The sequence below is a fragment of the Myxococcus hansupus genome (genome assembly GCF_000280925.3).
Lineage (GTDB): Bacteria > Myxococcota > Myxococcia > Myxococcales > Myxococcaceae > Myxococcus > Myxococcus hansupus.
Genome location: NZ_CP012109.1, coordinates 6,378,628 through 6,395,214, shown reverse-complemented (window position 1 = coordinate 6,395,214; position 16,587 = coordinate 6,378,628). Strand labels below are relative to the sequence as shown.

8 protein-coding genes are annotated in these 16,587 nt (G+C 65.6%); all 8 read left to right on the top strand.

Going from position 1 to position 16,587, the window contains the following annotated elements; translation table 11 throughout:
• Window positions 1-149: 149 nt before the first annotated feature.
• The 8 genes from A176_RS24820 (at window position 150) to A176_RS24785 (ending at window position 16,467) form a co-directional block, all read left to right on the top strand.
• The gene (locus A176_RS24820; protein ID WP_002634539.1) at window positions 150-356 is read left to right on the top strand and encodes a helix-turn-helix domain-containing protein; all 207 of its coding nucleotides are present in this window, start codon (window positions 150-152) and stop codon (window positions 354-356) included.
• Window positions 353-5,647, top strand: a complete 5,295-nt coding sequence (locus tag A176_RS24815; RefSeq protein WP_002634540.1) for a DEAD/DEAH box helicase — start codon at window positions 353-355, stop codon at window positions 5,645-5,647. The genes A176_RS24820 and A176_RS24815 overlap by 4 nt, the downstream gene beginning before the upstream one ends.
• Window positions 5,644-8,454, top strand: coding sequence for a helicase-related protein (locus tag A176_RS24810; protein ID WP_002634541.1), 2,811 nt, complete (start codon window positions 5,644-5,646; stop codon window positions 8,452-8,454). The genes A176_RS24815 and A176_RS24810 overlap by 4 nt, the downstream gene beginning before the upstream one ends.
• 3 nt (window positions 8,455-8,457) lie before the next feature.
• Window positions 8,458-12,396, top strand: coding sequence for an Eco57I restriction-modification methylase domain-containing protein (locus A176_RS24805; RefSeq protein WP_002634542.1), 3,939 nt, complete (start codon window positions 8,458-8,460; stop codon window positions 12,394-12,396).
• The gene (locus A176_RS24800) at window positions 12,396-13,631 is read left to right on the top strand and encodes an AAA family ATPase (RefSeq protein WP_002634543.1); all 1,236 of its coding nucleotides are present in this window, start codon (window positions 12,396-12,398) and stop codon (window positions 13,629-13,631) included. Before A176_RS24805 ends, A176_RS24800 begins: the two co-directional genes overlap by 1 nt.
• Before the next feature lie 3 nt (window positions 13,632-13,634).
• Window positions 13,635-14,351 (top strand): HNH endonuclease family protein, encoded by a 717-nt coding sequence (locus A176_RS24795; RefSeq protein ID WP_144429601.1) that lies wholly within the window; start codon window positions 13,635-13,637, stop codon window positions 14,349-14,351.
• The gene (locus tag A176_RS24790) at window positions 14,348-15,118 is read left to right on the top strand and encodes an HNH endonuclease (RefSeq protein ID WP_044891136.1); all 771 of its coding nucleotides are present in this window, start codon (window positions 14,348-14,350) and stop codon (window positions 15,116-15,118) included. Before A176_RS24795 ends, A176_RS24790 begins: the two co-directional genes overlap by 4 nt.
• A gap of 821 nt (window positions 15,119-15,939) precedes the next feature.
• Window positions 15,940-16,467 (top strand): integrase core domain-containing protein, encoded by a 528-nt coding sequence (locus A176_RS24785; protein WP_044891135.1) that lies wholly within the window; start codon window positions 15,940-15,942, stop codon window positions 16,465-16,467.
• Window positions 16,468-16,587 lie beyond the last annotated feature (120 nt).

Genomic DNA, 16,587 nt, shown 5'->3' with positions numbered 1-16,587 from the left:
GGGTAGGCACGCCGGGCTCCCCGCCCCCTCGGTCTGACGGGGCGGCTACTCGGCGGTATCCGACTCTCTTCGACTCTTGTAGGTGCAGTCCGCCTGGTGCATCCTGCTCGCGTGCGCAGGAACCACGCATGCCGAGCGGAGTATTGCTGATGACAACCACCGAACCCTGGGTGTCGGTCGAAGACGTCGCGAAGCACCTCGGGGTCGCGCGGGACTCCGTATACCGCTGGATCGAGTCCCGCGGGCTGCCAGCCCACAAGATCGGCCGCCTCTGGAAGTTCAAGCTCTCCCAGGTCGACGCATGGGTCGAGGAGGGCGGCGCCGAGTCCGAGGACGCCGAAGGCAGTGACCGATGAGCAACGTGCCCACGGGACCGGTCCTCGACATCTTCGCGTTGCGGGACTTCGTCATCGCCGAGTACAAGCACTTCGCTACTTCGTTCACGACGATCCATGCGCCCGACATCAAGGCGCAGGTCGAAGCGATCTACGCCCAGGAGCGCTACTGGCCCGAGCCGCTGATCCAGATCAACCCGAGCTACAAGCGTTCGATTGACATCCGCAGCCTCGTAGCACAAGGCGCACTCGATCCGGTGTGCGCGGAGATCTTCCAAACCAAGGGCACGCCCCTCTCGCTCTACAAGCACCAAGAGCAGGCCGTGGCGCTCGCCGAGGCTGGAGAGAGCTACGTCGTCACCACAGGCACCGGCTCGGGCAAGTCGCTCTGCTTCTTCATCCCGATCGTGCATCGGGTGCTCACCGAGAAGAAAAAGCGCGGCCAGGCGCGGACGCGCGCGATCATCATCTACCCGATGAACGCGCTCGCGAACTCGCAGCTTGAGGAGTTGGGCAAGTTCGTGGGCAATGTCGCGGGAGCGCCTCCGATCACATTCGCCCGCTACACGGGACAGGAAGACGCGGAGGAGCGCAAGCGAATCGCCGATAACCCGCCCGACATCCTGCTGACCAACTTCATGATGCTTGAGCTGTTGATGACGAGGCAGGAGGAGGTCGATCGTCGCGTCATCGACAACTGCGTCGGGCTGCGCTTCCTCGTCCTCGATGAGCTTCACACCTACCGCGGTCGCCAAGGTGCCGATGTCGCGTTGCTCGTGCGCCGCGTGCGAGAGCGACTGCGCCCCGAGCAACTCCAGTGCATCGGGACGTCAGCGACGATGGCAAGCGAAGGCTCAATCGAAGACAAGAGCCGCGTCGTTGCCCGCGTGGCGTCGAAGCTGTTCGCCGCTGCGATCTCCGAGAGCAACGTGATCGTCGAGACTCTCGAGCGCATTACCGACCCGTCGGCGAGCGGGGACTCCGTGGTGCCCGGCCTTGCCGCGGTCATCGACGCAGGCATCTCACCTGCGATCACCAACGCCGAGCTGGCGAAGCACCCTCTCTCGATCTGGGTCGAGACTCGGCTCGGTGTCACGTTCTCAGACGTCGATCAACGATGGGTTCGCGCGCGCCCGATGACGGTCACCGAAGCGGTCACCTCTTTGGCCGCCGCGTCTGGTCGAGCCGAAGCCGCGTGTCGGGCGGCCCTTCGAGATCTGCTCCTCGTCTCAAGCGTGCCGGAGAAGGACCGCACCCGCGACGACCAGTCGAGTGCACGCAGCTTCTTCGCCTTCAAGCTGCACCAGTTTATCTCCGGGGCAGGTCACGCCTATGCCACGCTCGAAGCCGCAGGCCAGCGCACGGTTACGGTCGACGGACAGCAGTTCTTACCGAGTCAGCCGGAGAAGCGGCTCTACCCCATCCACTTCTGCCGCGAATGCGGGCACGAATACCACCCCGTTCGTCTTGTCGATGACAATGGTCAGCGCACATCACTTCCGCGCAGCATCGACGACGCCCCGGTGAGCGCAGGCGATGACGCACCCTCGTCCGATGGCGGTGGCGACGACGTCGAGCAGTTTGGCTTCATCACGATTCACCCGCTTGGTGACGCGGACTTCGCGTTCAACGACCGCGACGAGGACTTCCCCGAGACCTGGATCGAGTACGACGCGGGCGGCAACGCGCGGCTCAAACCCTACTATCGCGGCGCGCGACCCGCGACGCTCCACGTGGCTCCCGATGGTCGCATCGGCTCGGGCACGCGTGTCTGGTTCATCCCCGGCAAGTTCCGCTTCTGCCTGCGCTGCGGGTTCACGCAGGGAGGTGCCGCCCGAGATCGCACGCGCCTCGCTTCTCTCTCTGCCGAAGGCCGCAGCTCGGCGACTACGGTACTCGTCGCCAGCGTCCTGCGGTGGATGCACGGCGCACAGTCCGGGCTCGAGGTCTTCACGCGCAAGCTTCTCGGCTTCACCGACAACCGCCAAGACGCCGCCCTTCAAGCCGGGCACTTCAACGACTTCCTCTTCGTCAGCCTGATTCGCGCGGGCTTCTTGGGGGCGCTCCGTGCAGCAGGAAACAGCGGTCTGCGAAGCGATGAAGTCGGTGCAGCTCAGCAGCGCGCCCTTGGCTTCGATCGCACGGCGCAAGACGTCCGCGCCGAGTGGCTTCAGGAGCCCGTACTCAAGGGCTTCAACCTCCAAGAAGCAGAGAGCACGCTTCGGCAGGTCCTCGCCTACCGCGTCTGGTACGATCAGCGTCGAGGTTGGCGATACACCAACCCGAACCTCGAGCAGCTCGGGCTTGTGCGGGTCGAGTACCAGGGCCTCGACGCGCTCGCGGCCGACCAAGACGAGTTCGCGAACGCCCATCCGCTGCTGAAGAGCGCGACGGCAGACGTGCGCGCCAACCTTTATCGCGAGCTGCTCGACCACCTACGGAAGTGGATGGCGATCAAGAGCCAGGTGCTCGACGCGACCGTCCTCGAGCAGATGGTCGCTCGGGCGCACAGCCGCATTCGAACTCCGTGGGGCTTCGGCGCTGACGAGAAGCCTCGGGGCGCGCGTTGGCTGATGATCGCCGCCCCGAAGCGCAAAGAGAACTCGCTGCGCGACATGGACCTCATCGTTCGTGGCGGCTCGCGGAGCGCGCTCGGCAGGACGCTGCGCGAGAGTCGGCTGTGGAACGGCAACGGCGCGGCGCGCAACCTCAAGTCGAAGGAACTCGACGCGCTGATCAGCGATCTGCTTCGCGCGGCCTCTGCTCACGGACTGGTGTCCGAGGAGAATACGCCCTTCGATCAGCCGGGTTGGCGGCTGAACGACGCCGCGGTGCTGTTCCGCCTTGGCGAGCCCAATATCGGCCCGCGCTTTTCGACGGAGAACGCCTTCTTTCGCGACCTCTACGGCAACCTCGCGGAGATGCTCAGCGCGCGGATGCACCCGCTCTTTGGCTTCGAGGCGCGCGAGCACACGGCGCAGGTTGATGGTGAGCGGCGCGCGGTGCGCGAGAAGCGCTTCCGCTATGGAGAGAAGGAACGAGAAGAACTCAACGCAGAAGAGGCGCGCTTGTACGAACTGGGGGAGGCGAACCGCTTTCTCCCGGTGCTCTTCTGCTCACCTACGATGGAGCTGGGCGTCGATATCTCGGCGCTTAACGTCGTGCACATGCGCAACGTGCCGCCGACGCCCGCCAACTACGCGCAGCGGAGCGGTCGGGCGGGCCGAAGCGGGCAGGCTGCGCTGGTGTTGACCTACGCGTCGTCGCAGAGCCCGCACGACCAGTATTTCTTCCGCGACCCGCGGGCCATGGTGCATGGCGCGGTGAAGGCGCCGCTCCTCGACCTCGCCAACCGCGACCTCGTCGACAGCCACCTGCAGGCCGTCTGGCTCTCGTGCGTCGAGGCGCCGCTCGACGCGAGCATCGCCGAGTTGCTCGTGCTCGCGGAGCCGCAGAGGCCCCTGCGGGACGACCTCTTGGCCGCGATGCGTGAAGATCGCGTTCGTGTCCGCGCTGTCGAGAGCATCGAGCGTGTGCTCGACCTCGTCGCCGAGGATCTCACGCCCGAGATGGCCCCTTGGTACACGGGCCGCGAGTCCTACGCTGCGTCGATCACGGCGACCGCCGTCGATCGCTTCAGCAAAGCCTTTGGCCGTTGGCGCGACCTCTTCGCGGCGGCCGAAGAGCAGCGCGACGCCGCGCGACGCACGATGGACGACTACGCAGCGCCCTATCAGGAGAAGCGTGCCGCGCAGGTACGGCATGCGCAGGCCATCGATCAGCTCAACCTGCTGCAGCGCGGGACGCGCAGCCTGTCGAGCGACTTTTACACCTACCGCTACCTCGCCACCGAAGGGTTCTTACCCGGCTACAACTTCCCGCGACTGCCGCTGATGGCCTACGTACCCGCGACGACAGACGGGCGCGGCAAGCAGACTTATCTCCAACGCCCGCGCTTTCTCGCGCTCTCCGAGTTCGGCCCGCGCAGCCTCGTCTACCACGAGGGGCGCGCCTACCGCGTCGTCCGCGCCTTGCTGTCGCTCGGCCAGCGTGACGCCTCCACGCCCGACGCGCAGCTGCCGACAAAGTCGGTTCGAATCTGCGCCCACTGCGGTGCGGGGCACTTCGATGACCAGGCATCGATGTGCCACGCCTGCGGAACGTCGCTCGGCAGCGCGGACATCGTGAACCACGTTTACCGCATCGAGAACGTCGCGACCCAACCGGCAGAGCGCATCACGGCGAACGACGAGGAGCGTCAGCGGCAAGGCTTCGAGCTCCAGACCACCTTCAAGTGGGCGCAGCGCGATCACGAGCTCGATGTACGCAACGCGACGGTCGTCGATGCGAGCGGCGATGTAGCTCGTCTTGCCTATGGGCCTGGTGCGACCATCACGCGTTTGAACAAGGGACTTCGCCGCCGCGCTGACAAGGAAGTTCTCGGCTTCAAGATTGATCCGGTCTCGGGCTACTGGGCGAAAAACGAGGACGAAGACGACAACCAAGACCCGACCGCATCACCGAGGCAATGGATTGTGCCCAGCGTGCAAGATCACAAGAACGCGCTGCTCTTCACGCCACTCGACACGTCGCTGAATGAGACGAGCATCGCCACGCTGCAGCACGCGCTGCTCCGTGGCATCGAGGCCGTCTTCCAGCTCGAAGTGGGCGAGATCCTCGCTGAGCCCATGCCCACGCGCGACGTGCGCAACGCCTTCCTCTGCTACGAGGCAACCGAGGGCGGTGCCGGCGTCCTCGCTCGCCTCGTCGCAGAGCCCGAAAGCTTAGCGACAGTCGCGCGCAGGGCGCTGCAGGTGATGCACTTCGACGTTCCCGATGAGGGCGTGCTGCCCAGTGATGCTGAGCAGCTCGTCGACCAGCCCGAGACCGCGTGCGTCGCAGCCTGCTACCGCTGCCTGATGTCCTACTACAACCAGCCGGACCACGAGAGGATCGACCGGCGCGACGAGGGCGCGCGTGCGCTGCTGCTTCGTCTGGCAAAGGCGCGTGCTCAGAGTGCGCCGACGATACCTCCTCCTTCGTTCGCTTCGCCTGGCGCCACCGGAGATTGGGCGACCGAAGCAGCGGCGTGTGGCGTGCCGCCCGCAGACGCTGAGCCTCTCGTTGTCGGTGGGGTGAAGCTCCCGCTCGTTTGGCGTCGCCACTACGTCGTTGCTCTCCACGGCGAGGTCTCTCCCGACTTGGTCGCGCGGCTCGATGACCTGGGTTTCGAGGTCATCCGCTTTGACGCGCGCTCAACCTGGTCGGGGGCGTTCGAACGTCTAGTGAGTGTCCTAAGGAGAACCGCATGACCGACGTTGCCTTCAGCCCCGGAACCCTCGTAACGGCTCGAGGCCGCGAGTGGATGGTGCTCGCGGGGAGCACCGCCGACACCCTGCGCGTGCGACCGATCTCGGGTTCCGAGGAGGACCAGACTCTCATCTACTTGCCGCTCGAGCCGCAGGGTGTACGCGAGGCGCGCTTCCCCTTGCCGGACCAGCGCCACCTTGGTGGCCACGATGCCGCACTCCTGCTCCGCGACGCACTCCTCCTCTCGATGCGCCGAGGCGCTGGCCCCTTCCGCAGCTTCGGTCAGATCTCCGTCGAGCCGCGCGCCTATCAGCTCGTGCCGCTGTTGATGGCGCTTAAGCTGGAGCCGGTACGCCTGCTCATCGCCGACGATGTGGGCGTCGGCAAGACCATCGAGGCCGCGCTCATCCTCCGCGAGATGCTAGATCGCGGCGACATCGAGCGCAGCGTCGTCTTGTGTCCGCCCCACCTCGTCGAGCAGTGGGTCACCGAGCTCGAGGGGCACTTCAACCTGCAAGCCGTCGCGGTCACCGCTTCGAGCGCCAAGCGGCTGGAGCGCGCCATTCCTCCCGGCGTCAGCCTCTTCCAGGTCCACCCACACACCGTCGTCAGCCTTGACTACATCAAGAGCCAAGAGCGACGCGCGAACTTCCTCCACCATTGCCCGGACTTTGTGATCGTTGATGAGGCGCACGCCTGCGTTGGCAATGGGCAGGGACACCATCAACGGTACAACCTGCTCCGCGGGCTCGCGGACGACGCCGACCGTCACTTGGTGTTGCTCACTGCCACTCCGCACAGCGGTGACGACACGGCCTTCTACCGCCTGCTTGGCCTCCTCGACCGCAGCTTCGAGGGACTGCAAGCCGCGACCGAGAACAAGAAGGAACGCGAACGGCTGCGCGAGCGCCTCGGCAGCCACTTCGTGCAGCGGCGCCGCGTCGACATCGCCGAGTGGCAGGAGTCGGGACTCTTCCCCAAGCGCGAGACCCGCGAGCTCACCTACAAGTTCACGGGTGAGTGGGAGGCGTTCTTCAACGCCGTGCTCGACTACTGCGCCGAGATCGTCGCGGGCGACGAGAACAACGCGGCCGCGCAGCGCCTGAACTTCTGGGGCACGCTCGCGCTCCTCCGCTGCGCGGCGTCGAGCCCAATGGCCGCCGTGCTCGCGCTCCGTACCCGTGCGGGCGAGGAGCTGTCGCCTGACGAGCGAGGGGAGCTGCTCGACCGCCTCTTCGATGGCGACGCCGACAGCCTGGTCGAAGATGACGTCGAGCCGCCGGCCGCGACCGATGATCCCGCGCTCACAGCGCTCGCGGCGCAAGCGGAGAAGCTTGCCGGTCAAGCGGGCGATCCGAAGCTCAAGGTCGTATCCGATCACGTCGTCGAGCTACTGAACGATAAGGATCACGCCTACCACCCCGTCATCTTTTGTCGCTACATCACGACCGCGCACTACCTAGGCAAACACCTCAAAAGGCGCCTCCCTGATGCCACCGTCGAGGTGATCACGGGCGAGCTTCCGGCAGAGGAGCGAGAAGCGCGTGTCGCGAAGCTCGGCGATGTCGAGGGGCACCGCGTGCTCGTCGCCACCGACTGCTTGTCTGAAGGGATCAACCTGCAAGACCACTTCGATGCGGTTATCCACTACGACTTGTCGTGGAACCCCACGCGCCACGAACAGCGCGAAGGCCGCGTCGATCGCTTTGGTCAGACCAGCCCCACGGTGCGCGCGACCTTGATGTACGGCAGCAATAACCCGGTCGACGGTGCCGTGCTCGAGGTGATCCTTCGCAAGGCCGAGCGCATCCGCAAAGAGCTCGGCGTGCCTGTTCCAATTCCCGACGAGGGCCACTCGCTCACACAGGCGCTGCTCAAAGGCGTGCTGCTGCGGCGTAAGGATGCGCAAACGCCCATGCCGACGAAGCAGCTCGCGCTCTTCGAGGAGGGCTGGGCGACGGCCGAAGAGAAGGCCAAGGCGAACCGCACCATCTTTGCGCAGCGCCGACTGAGGCCCGAAGACGTCCTGCCTGAATGGAACAAAAGCCTCGCTGCGATCGGTGGGCGCGACGCCGTCAAGCGCTTCACCGACCGCGCGCTCACGCGCTTCGGCGCCGGGCTCGAAGATATGCGGCACGGCTTCAAGGCACCCACCGCGTCGCTCCCGGAAGAGGTACGCGAGCGCCTCGATGCCGAGGGCCTGACGGGGACCTTGCGGATCGACTTCCGGTATCCAGCGCCGCCGCCGTGTCGTGCGGTGCAGCGGAGCCATCCGCTGGTCGCGGTGCTCGCCGAGACGCTCCTCGAGCGCAGCTTGAACAGCGTTGCGGACCCCAACTCCCCCTCGGTGCTCGGTCGCGTCGGCTGCTGGGTGTCGGACGCGGTGACCAAGCGCACGACGCTGGCACTGCTGCGGCTGCGCCACCAGCTCGTCATCCGCCGAGGTCGCCGAGACAGCACGCTGCTCGTCGAAGAGGCCACTGGACTCGCGTGGGCGGGGCAGTCCGGTCAGCTTCTTCGGGGATCCGAGGTCATGGCTCTGCTCAATGCGCCGCCGTTGGCCGACGTTCCGCCTCATGTGCGCGAGCGCGAGGCCGCAAAGGCGCTCGCGCTGCTCGGTGAACGGGCGAACGAACTGGAGGCCTTCGCGAAGGAGCGCGCTAACGCCCTTTTGGACGACCACCTGCGCGTTCGCGCCGCCGCCTACCATGACGAAAAGGCTGAGACCCGCGCGCGTAGCGCGCAGGTCGAGGCCCTGCCCAGACCCGACGTGATCGGCGTCTTCGTCCTGCTCCCGAAGGTTGGCTGACCGATGGCACGACGTCTCTCCACTACTCGGGCTGCGGAGCTTGCCTTCAACGCCATCTCCATTGAGGGCGGCCTGCTCGCGGCGGACTGGTTGTCGCGCGCCGCCCAGCTCAAGGCGCCCCTCCAAGACCCGGCCGACTACGGCGTTCCCAAGGGCATTGAGCTGCGTGACGAGATCGGGCGGTCCTGGCGCATCGCCCAGGCACACTGGGCCGACTTCGAGGCCGGTCGCAAAGCCAAGGCAGAGCCCGACGCCTTGTCTCGTCGCTTCACCCTCTCGCTCCTCCGTGAAGCGCTGGGCTATGGCGACCTTGCGGAGCAACAACAATCGCTCGAGCTCGACGGGCGAGGCTGGCCGCTCACCTCCATCGATGGCACAGGGCGCGTCCCTCTGGTGTGCGCACCCGCAGGGAGTGGGCTCGACACTCCGCATCGCTGCCTCGGCGACGAGCACCGCAAGCGCAGCGCCTTTGGCCTGATCCAGGAGTTCTTGAACTTCTCGAAGGACGCCCTGTGGGGCCTCGCTTCCGACGGGCTCACGCTGCGGATTGTCCGCGACAACGCGAGCCTCACGCGCCCCGCTTGGATCGAGATCGACCTCGCGCGCATCTTCACCGAGCGCCTGTATCCCGACTTCGCCGCCGCGTGGTTGGTGCTCCACCGCTCGCGCTTCGGGCGCGCAGACCGAGATCCCGCGAGCTGCGCGCTCGAAGCGTGGCACTCATCAGCGCGTTCGGAGGGAACCCGAGCCCGGGAGCGCCTGCGCGGTGGCTTCGAAGATGCGATCCTGGCACTCGGCCAGGGCTTCCTCTCGCACCCGTCGAATCAGGCGCTTCGCAAGGCACTGCACGACGGCTCGCTGACGAAGAAGGCCTACTTCGGCGAGCTGCTGCGCCTCGTGTACCGGCTCATCTTCTTGCTCGCCATCGAAGAGCGCGAGCTGCTGCACCCCAAGAACGCGACGAACGACGCCAAGGCGCGCTACGCCCTTGGCTACAGCATGAAGCGCCTGCGCGACCGCTCCTCGCGACGCGCGGCGCAGGACCGGCACGGCGACTTCTGGGAGGCGTTGAAGGTCGTCTTCCGTGGGCTCTCGAACGGCGAAGCCGCGCTCGGCCTGCCCGCGCTCGGCGGTCTGTTCGCGCCTACGCAGTGCCCGAACCTCGACGGGGCGAGCCTCGACAACCGCGCGCTGCTCGGCGCGGTCTTCAAGCTCTGCTGGCTGCGTGAGTCGAGTGGCCTCTCGCGCGTAAACTGGCGCGACATGGGCGCCGACGAGCTGGGGTACGTCTACGAGGGGCTGCTCGAACTCGACCCGCACATCACCCAAGACGGCAGGACGTTCTCGCTGGTTGACCACCGCGGCAACGATCGCAAGACCTCAGGGAGCTACTACACGCCTGAAAGCCTCGTCTCGGTGCTGCTCGACAGCGCGCTCGAGCCCGTCATCGCCGACACGATCGCCAAGCATCCGACGTCGACGGCGAAGGCGTTGCTCGATCTGGCGATCGTCGATCCTGCTTGTGGCTCGGGGCACTTCTTGTTGGTCGCTGCGCGCAGGCTCGCCACCCACGTAGCCCGCGTCTCGGCGAGCGGCACGCCATCCGCCGAGGAGTACCAGCGCGCGCTGCGGCAGGTGGTGGCCAAGTGCATCTTCGGCGTCGATCTGAACCCGATGGCCATAGAGCTTTGCAAGGTCAGCCTGTGGATGGAGGCGGTCGATCCTGGCTTGCCGCTCACCTTTCTCGACTCGCACATCCAGCACGGCAACGCGCTGATCGGAACCACGCCCGCGCTCATGGCGAATGGCGTCCCCGACGCCGCGTGGGACCCGATCGAGGGCGACGACAAGAAGACCGCGAGCGCGCTCAGGAAGAAGAACAAGGTCGAGGCCAAGCAGAGCACCCTCAACCTCAGCTCGCGCGCGGTCGATGAAGCTAAGGCCGTCACGCAGGCCGTGGCGGACCTCGACGCCGAGAGCGATACGGATGCGGCGAGCCTCAAAGGCAAGGAGCAGCACTGGACCGGCATCCTCTCGTCGGATGCGTACCGGCATCAGAAGCTGGTCGCTGATGCCTGGTGCTCCGCTTTCGTCTGGCCGAAGCATCCCGGCCCCTTCGCCGAGGCAGCGCCCACGAACGGTGTGTGGCACAGGCTGCGCGACGTGGGCACGGCGTCGCAGACCACCACGACGACAACGAGCGAGCTTGCCGAGCAGTACCGCTTCTTCCATTGGCACCTGCAGTTCCCCCAGGTGTTCGCCAAGGGTGGCTTCGATGTCGTGCTCGGCAATCCGCCGTGGGAGCGCGTGAAGCTGCAAGAGCAGGAGTTCTTCGCGCCACGCGACGAAGAGATCGCGAACGCGCCCAATGCGTCGGCCCGCAAGAAGCTCATCGCGCGGCTGCCCGCGACGAACCCGGCGCTATGGGAGGAGTGGACCACCGCGAGCCGCAGGGCCGAGGGCGAGAGCCACACGATCCGGCAGTCAGGGCGCTATCCGCTGTGCGGCAAGGGCGACGTGAATACCTATGCCATCTTCGCCGAGCACAACCGCAGCGTGCTTGGGCCTTGCGGCCGCGCTGGCTTCATCGTGCCGACGGGCATCGCGACGGACGACACAACGAAGGAGTACTTCGGCACGCTCGTCACTGGACGCGAGCTAGCAACCTTCTACAGCTTCGAGAACGAGGAGTTCGTCTTCCCTGGCGTCCATCACGCCTTTCGCTTCGCGCTCCTGACGGTCACGCGTGCGCAGACCAAGGCTGCTGCCGACCTCGTCTTCTTCGCTCGACAGGTCACAGCCCTGGACGACCCCGAGCGCCACTTCTCGCTCACGCCGGCCGACTTCGAGGCGCTCAACCCGAACACACGAACCTGCCCGACGTTTCGCTCGCGCCGTGACGCCGACATCAACCTCGCGATGTATCGCCGTGTCGGCGTTCTGTGGCGCGAGGATGACCCCGACGGCAACCCGTGGGGCGTGCGCTTCATGGCCATGCTCCACATGGCCAACGACTCGGGTCTGTTCCGCACGCGCACCGAGCTTGAGGCGGCCGGTTGGAAGCTCGACGGCAACTGCTTCGTGCTCAACCCCCAGCGCGCACTGCCGCTCATCGAGGCGAAGATGGTGCACCATTTCGACCATCGCTACGGCACGTATGAAGGGCAGTCGGAAGCGCAAGCCAATCAAGGTAAGCTGCCGGAATTCGACGATGCGGCGCACGCTGATCCCAATCGGCTGACGCTCCCGAATTACTGGGTTCCTTCGTCTGATGTTCGGGACCGTTTGGCGGAGCGCTGGTCTCGAGGATGGTTGCTTGGCTGGCGCAACATCTGTCGGAGCACAGATCAAAGGACTGTGCTGATGTCGCTCTTTCCCGCAGTCGGTGTCGCTCATTCCATGCATCTCATGACCGCGTCCCGGCCGCCGCTGGAACTAGCAGTTCTGTACGCGACGCTGGTCTCGTTCGTCGTCGACTACGCCGCGAGACAGAAGGTGGGCGGCACCAACCTTACGCATGGCTATATGCGCCAGTTTCCCGTTCCCTCGCCCGATTTCTTCCTGCGCAACGCTCCATGGGATTGGATGCCGATCCGTGACTGGATCACCCCGCGCGTCATCGAGCTCACCTATACCGCCTGGGATCTTGAGCCATTCGCTCTCGATGTCGGCGACGGAGGCCCGCCGTACGTGTGGGACCCCGAACGTCGCTTCCTGCTGCGCGCCGAACTCGACGCCGCCTTCTTCCACCTCTACGGGCTCTCACGCGACGACGTGGACTACATCATGGGCACTTTCCCGGTTGTGAAGAAGAACGACGAGAAGGCCTACGGCGAGTTCCGTACCAAGCGCGTCGTGCTTGAACGCTACGACGCGCTCGCTGCTTCTGCGGCCAGTGGCAAGCCATACGTCTCACCGCTCGGCCCACCGAGGAGGGCCTAATGACCTTTCGTTTTCAGCAGCTTACTCTCGACCAGTTCCGCTGCTTCGAACACCTAGAGCTGGCGCTCGAAGACGACCTCACTCTGCTCTTCGCCGAGAACGGTGGCGGCAAGACGGCCATCCTGCACGCGCTCGCCGCAGGGCTGACATCGTTTCAGGCGGGCTCACCGCGTCTACTGAAGCTCGATGCCCAGCGCGACGCGCGCAAGGTCACGCTCGACGAGCGTGGTCGTCGCGAGGCCGCAGGCCCTTGCACCCTCGCATGGACCGCGAAGGTTGGCGACGAGGCCGCCAAGTGGTCGAATAGCGCAAACCCCGCCTCGAACCGCAAGACCTCCGATCACGCCGCCGTGCTCGAGGCCATCGAGAAGGTGCGCGTGCCTGGCGCGCGCTGGCCGCTCTTCGCGTTCTACGGCGTGGACCGAATGGGGCGAAGCAAGGCCTCGACCAAGCCCGCGCCGACGCGCCCCGATCGCTGGGAGGGCTACTCCTCCGCGCTCGACCCGGCGCAGGACGACTCGGCGCTCCTGACCTGGCTCCTCGAGGAGATCCTCGCCGACACCGTGCGCCGCCAGAACAACGAGCCCGAGCGCTTCTTGGCCACCGCTGTGATGGACACCGTCGCCAAGGCGACGCCCGGCGTGACGCGCGCTTGGTATGATCCCAAGGAGCGCAGCCCCGTCATGCGCTTCGAGACGGGCGAAGTTGCGACGTGGAAGGAGCTGTCAGACGGCTTCCACGTCTACCTTTCGCTCGTCACCGACCTCGCCCGCCGCGCGGTGATGCTCAACGAGCAAGATGGGAGCGACGCGCCGAGCGTCGTCGAGGGCGTGGTGCTGATCGACGAGATCGACCTGCACCTGCACCCGCGTTGGCAGCGCGTCGTGCTCGACGGCCTCCGCAGGATCTTCCCGCGGCTTCAGTTCGTCGTGACCACGCACTCGCCGCAGGTGCTGAGCAGCGCGCTCAACCGGCAGGTACGGCTGATCCACAACGGGAAGCTATGGCCCGGCACGATCCACGTCGAGGGGCGCGACAGCAACTCGATCATGCGCGAGTACTTCGACACCGATGCTCGTGACGAGGAAGGTGCCAAGAAGCTAGCCTCACTCGATGACGTGATCGACGCAGGCAATGCCGAGGAAGCCAAGCGGCAGTTCGCCGAGTTGCTCACGCTGTGGGGCACGCTCGACCCCGACCTCATTCGTCGCAAGGCGCGCGTAGACCGGATGTGAGCAATGCGCAGATTGACCAAGGGGCCGCCGCCCACGAACGTCTCACCACCCAGTCAACAGCAGGCTTCGCTCGCCGTGTGGGGCGCTGCGTACCAAGTTAGCGCCGCCACCGCAGCCGACCCCAGCAAGCATGCGCGATCGAAATTTGACGACATGCACAAGCGGTATCTGCGCGACCTGCTCTTCGTGGAGCAGCGCTACCTTTGCGTCTACTGCGAGAGGGCGATCGATGAGGTCCAACCGCCGCCACCCATCGATCACTGGAACCCACTCAGCCTGTTCCTTCACCAAGTATTCGACTGGAACAATCTCCACCTCTCATGTCGGACCGTCGACACCTGTGACGATCGGAAGAAGAGCGTCGAGCTGAAACTGCCGTGGCCAGTGAGCTTCCAGTATGAGGACGTCCTGGGCTTTACGAGCGGCGGTCGCATGTACGTGCGTGCCGATGTGGCCGTGCCACCGCAGCTCCGGCAGGCGCTCGAACTCGCCCTCGAGGATCAGCCCGGGCCGCCCGTCGCTCGAAGCACCTTGAACCTCAACCAACCCGCGCTCCGCGAGGCCCGCGCTGCCGCCATCGAGGCTGAAGAGGGCGTGCCACCGACTACTCCGGCGCAGCAGCAGCAGCGCGTCGCCGCCTTGCTCGCGCAGCCACGCCGCGACGATTTCATCAGCGCGAGGCTGGCCTACTTGAACGGTCAACTCGGGGTTGGTCGATGACCCTCTCGCCGCTGACGCAGACCCGCCTCGAGAAGGCTGCGATGGACAACGGCTTCGACCGGCAGCTTCCGCAGGAGGGCGGCTGGCTCGTGTTCGCCAGCACTCAGTGCTCGCTGCGTGTGTGGCTTGATGCTTTCGGCGACGCCGTCTTTCTCTCCGCGTTCTCACAGCACAACGTCTCTCGCGCCCTCGGCGAGTACGGCACTCCGATGGTCGCGCCTATGCCGAAGGGCGCCGCTGGTGGGCGCACCGTGCCCGACGTGCCCGCGCTGCATCGGCTCCTGCGGCGAGCGTTCCAGTTCTCGAAGGCTCTGCCTAACGAGCTCCTTCACACGTTTGAGAAGCAGGTCGCCGCGCTGCCGAAGACGACGGAGGCCGAACGTCTCGTAGTCCAGCGTGTCGGGCAGAGCCTGTTCCGCGACGGCCTCCTGAACCTGTGGGAGGGCTGCTGCGCCGTCACCGGCCTCGCGGTCCACTCGCTCCTGCGCGCGAGCCACATCAAGCCGTGGGCCGACTGCGAGTCCGACGCCGAGCGACTTGACGTCTACAATGGCTTCCTCCTCGCACCGCACCTCGACGCTGCGTTCGACCGAGGCTTCATCACGGTGCAGGACGACGGCGCGATAATCGTTAGCGCTGCGCTCGATGAGAGAGCGCGCGTGATCCTCGGTCTCGAGCATCCGCTTGGGGTACACGGCCTCGCGGACGGGCATCGCAGCTACCTGCCGTGGCACCGGCAGAGGGTCTTTCTGGGATCTGGGCCATGAGCACCGTAGCTGCCCTCCATTCGCGCATCGTCCAGGGCGAGTCCGAGACGCTCACGCTGAAGCGCGCTGGCGAGACACTCTGCTGGGGCTACCGGAAATTCGGGTCCAACGCTACGCGTGCGTCAGCGAACGCGTTATTTCATGCACGGTACTTCGAATGGGTTCTGAAGAGTGCAGGACCCCAATGTGTGCTGGGGGCAGAATAGGTGGAAGTGGGTGAGCGCGCGTGGCTGCCTTTGTGGCACCAAGCGGCGCGTGACAGGGCATGGCAGAATTCTGGCCTGCCGACTACAGTCGGCAAGAATGGCAAGATGCGGGTCTTCGTGAAGGCGCTGGTCGAGACGATACGCTTGGCCCTTCCGAGCCGTTCGGAGCTGGCGCTGGAGAACTTGGCTCTTCGCCAGCAACTCGCAGTCTTTCGTGAGAAGCGCGCATCACCGCGGCTTGCGCGGGGCGACCGCCTCTTCTGGGTGTTTCTCCAACGCCTCTGGCAGGGCTGGCGGAGGCCACTGTGCTTGGTGCAGCCTGCGACAGTGGTGAAGTGGCATCGGATGGGCTTTCGACTCTTCTGGCGATGGAAGTCCCGGAGTCAGGTGGGGCGGCCTCGGGCAACTCCAGAGGTGCGCGCGTTGATTCGGCGCATGGCCGAAGCCAATCCGACATGGGGTGCCCCGCGCATTCACGGGGAGTTACTAAAGCTGGGGATGGAGGTTGGTCAGACAACGGTCGCTCGGTACATGCCCAGACCGGGAAGGGGAGCGCCGAAATCGTCACCAACATGGCGGAACTTCTTGCGCTTGCATCTGGCGGAATCCGCGGGGATGGACTTCTTTGTCATTCCGACTGCGACGTTTGGAGTGCTGTTGGGATTTGTGGTTGTGCGTCACCGAGACAGGCGAATCCTCAACCTCAATGTGACAGCGCATCCGACGGAAGAATGGACGAAGCAGCAGTTGCGAGAGGCCTTTCCCTGGACCAGTGCTCCGAGATACTTGCACCGAGATAGGGACAAGCTCTACTCCGAGGGCGTTCGCGCCACGCTTACCCATTTGGGGATTCGCGAGGTGCCGAGTGCAGCACGGTGTCCGTGGCAGAATCCCTATGCGGAGAGAGTCATCGGCTCGATACGTAGGGAGCTGCTGGACCATGTCGTCGTCCTGAACGAAGCCCACGCTCGGTGCCTGCTGCGTGAGTACCAGCGCTACTACAATGCGAGCCGGACGCACCTGTCGCTCGGGAAAGATGCGCCCGAGACGCGTGAGGTGCAGGGCCCGGATCACGGAGCCAAGGTGATAGAGCTACGGGAAGTCTTCGGGCTCCACCACCGGTACGAGCGCCGCGCTGCGTAGCGTCTCGGTCCTTCTACCAACACCCTCGCAGATCCGCGCATGCTGCATCAGCCCACCTGCGTTCGCTGGACGGCAGGGGAGTGTCCACACGCGGGCAGAGAGGTGTTGAGGCGTCTGAGC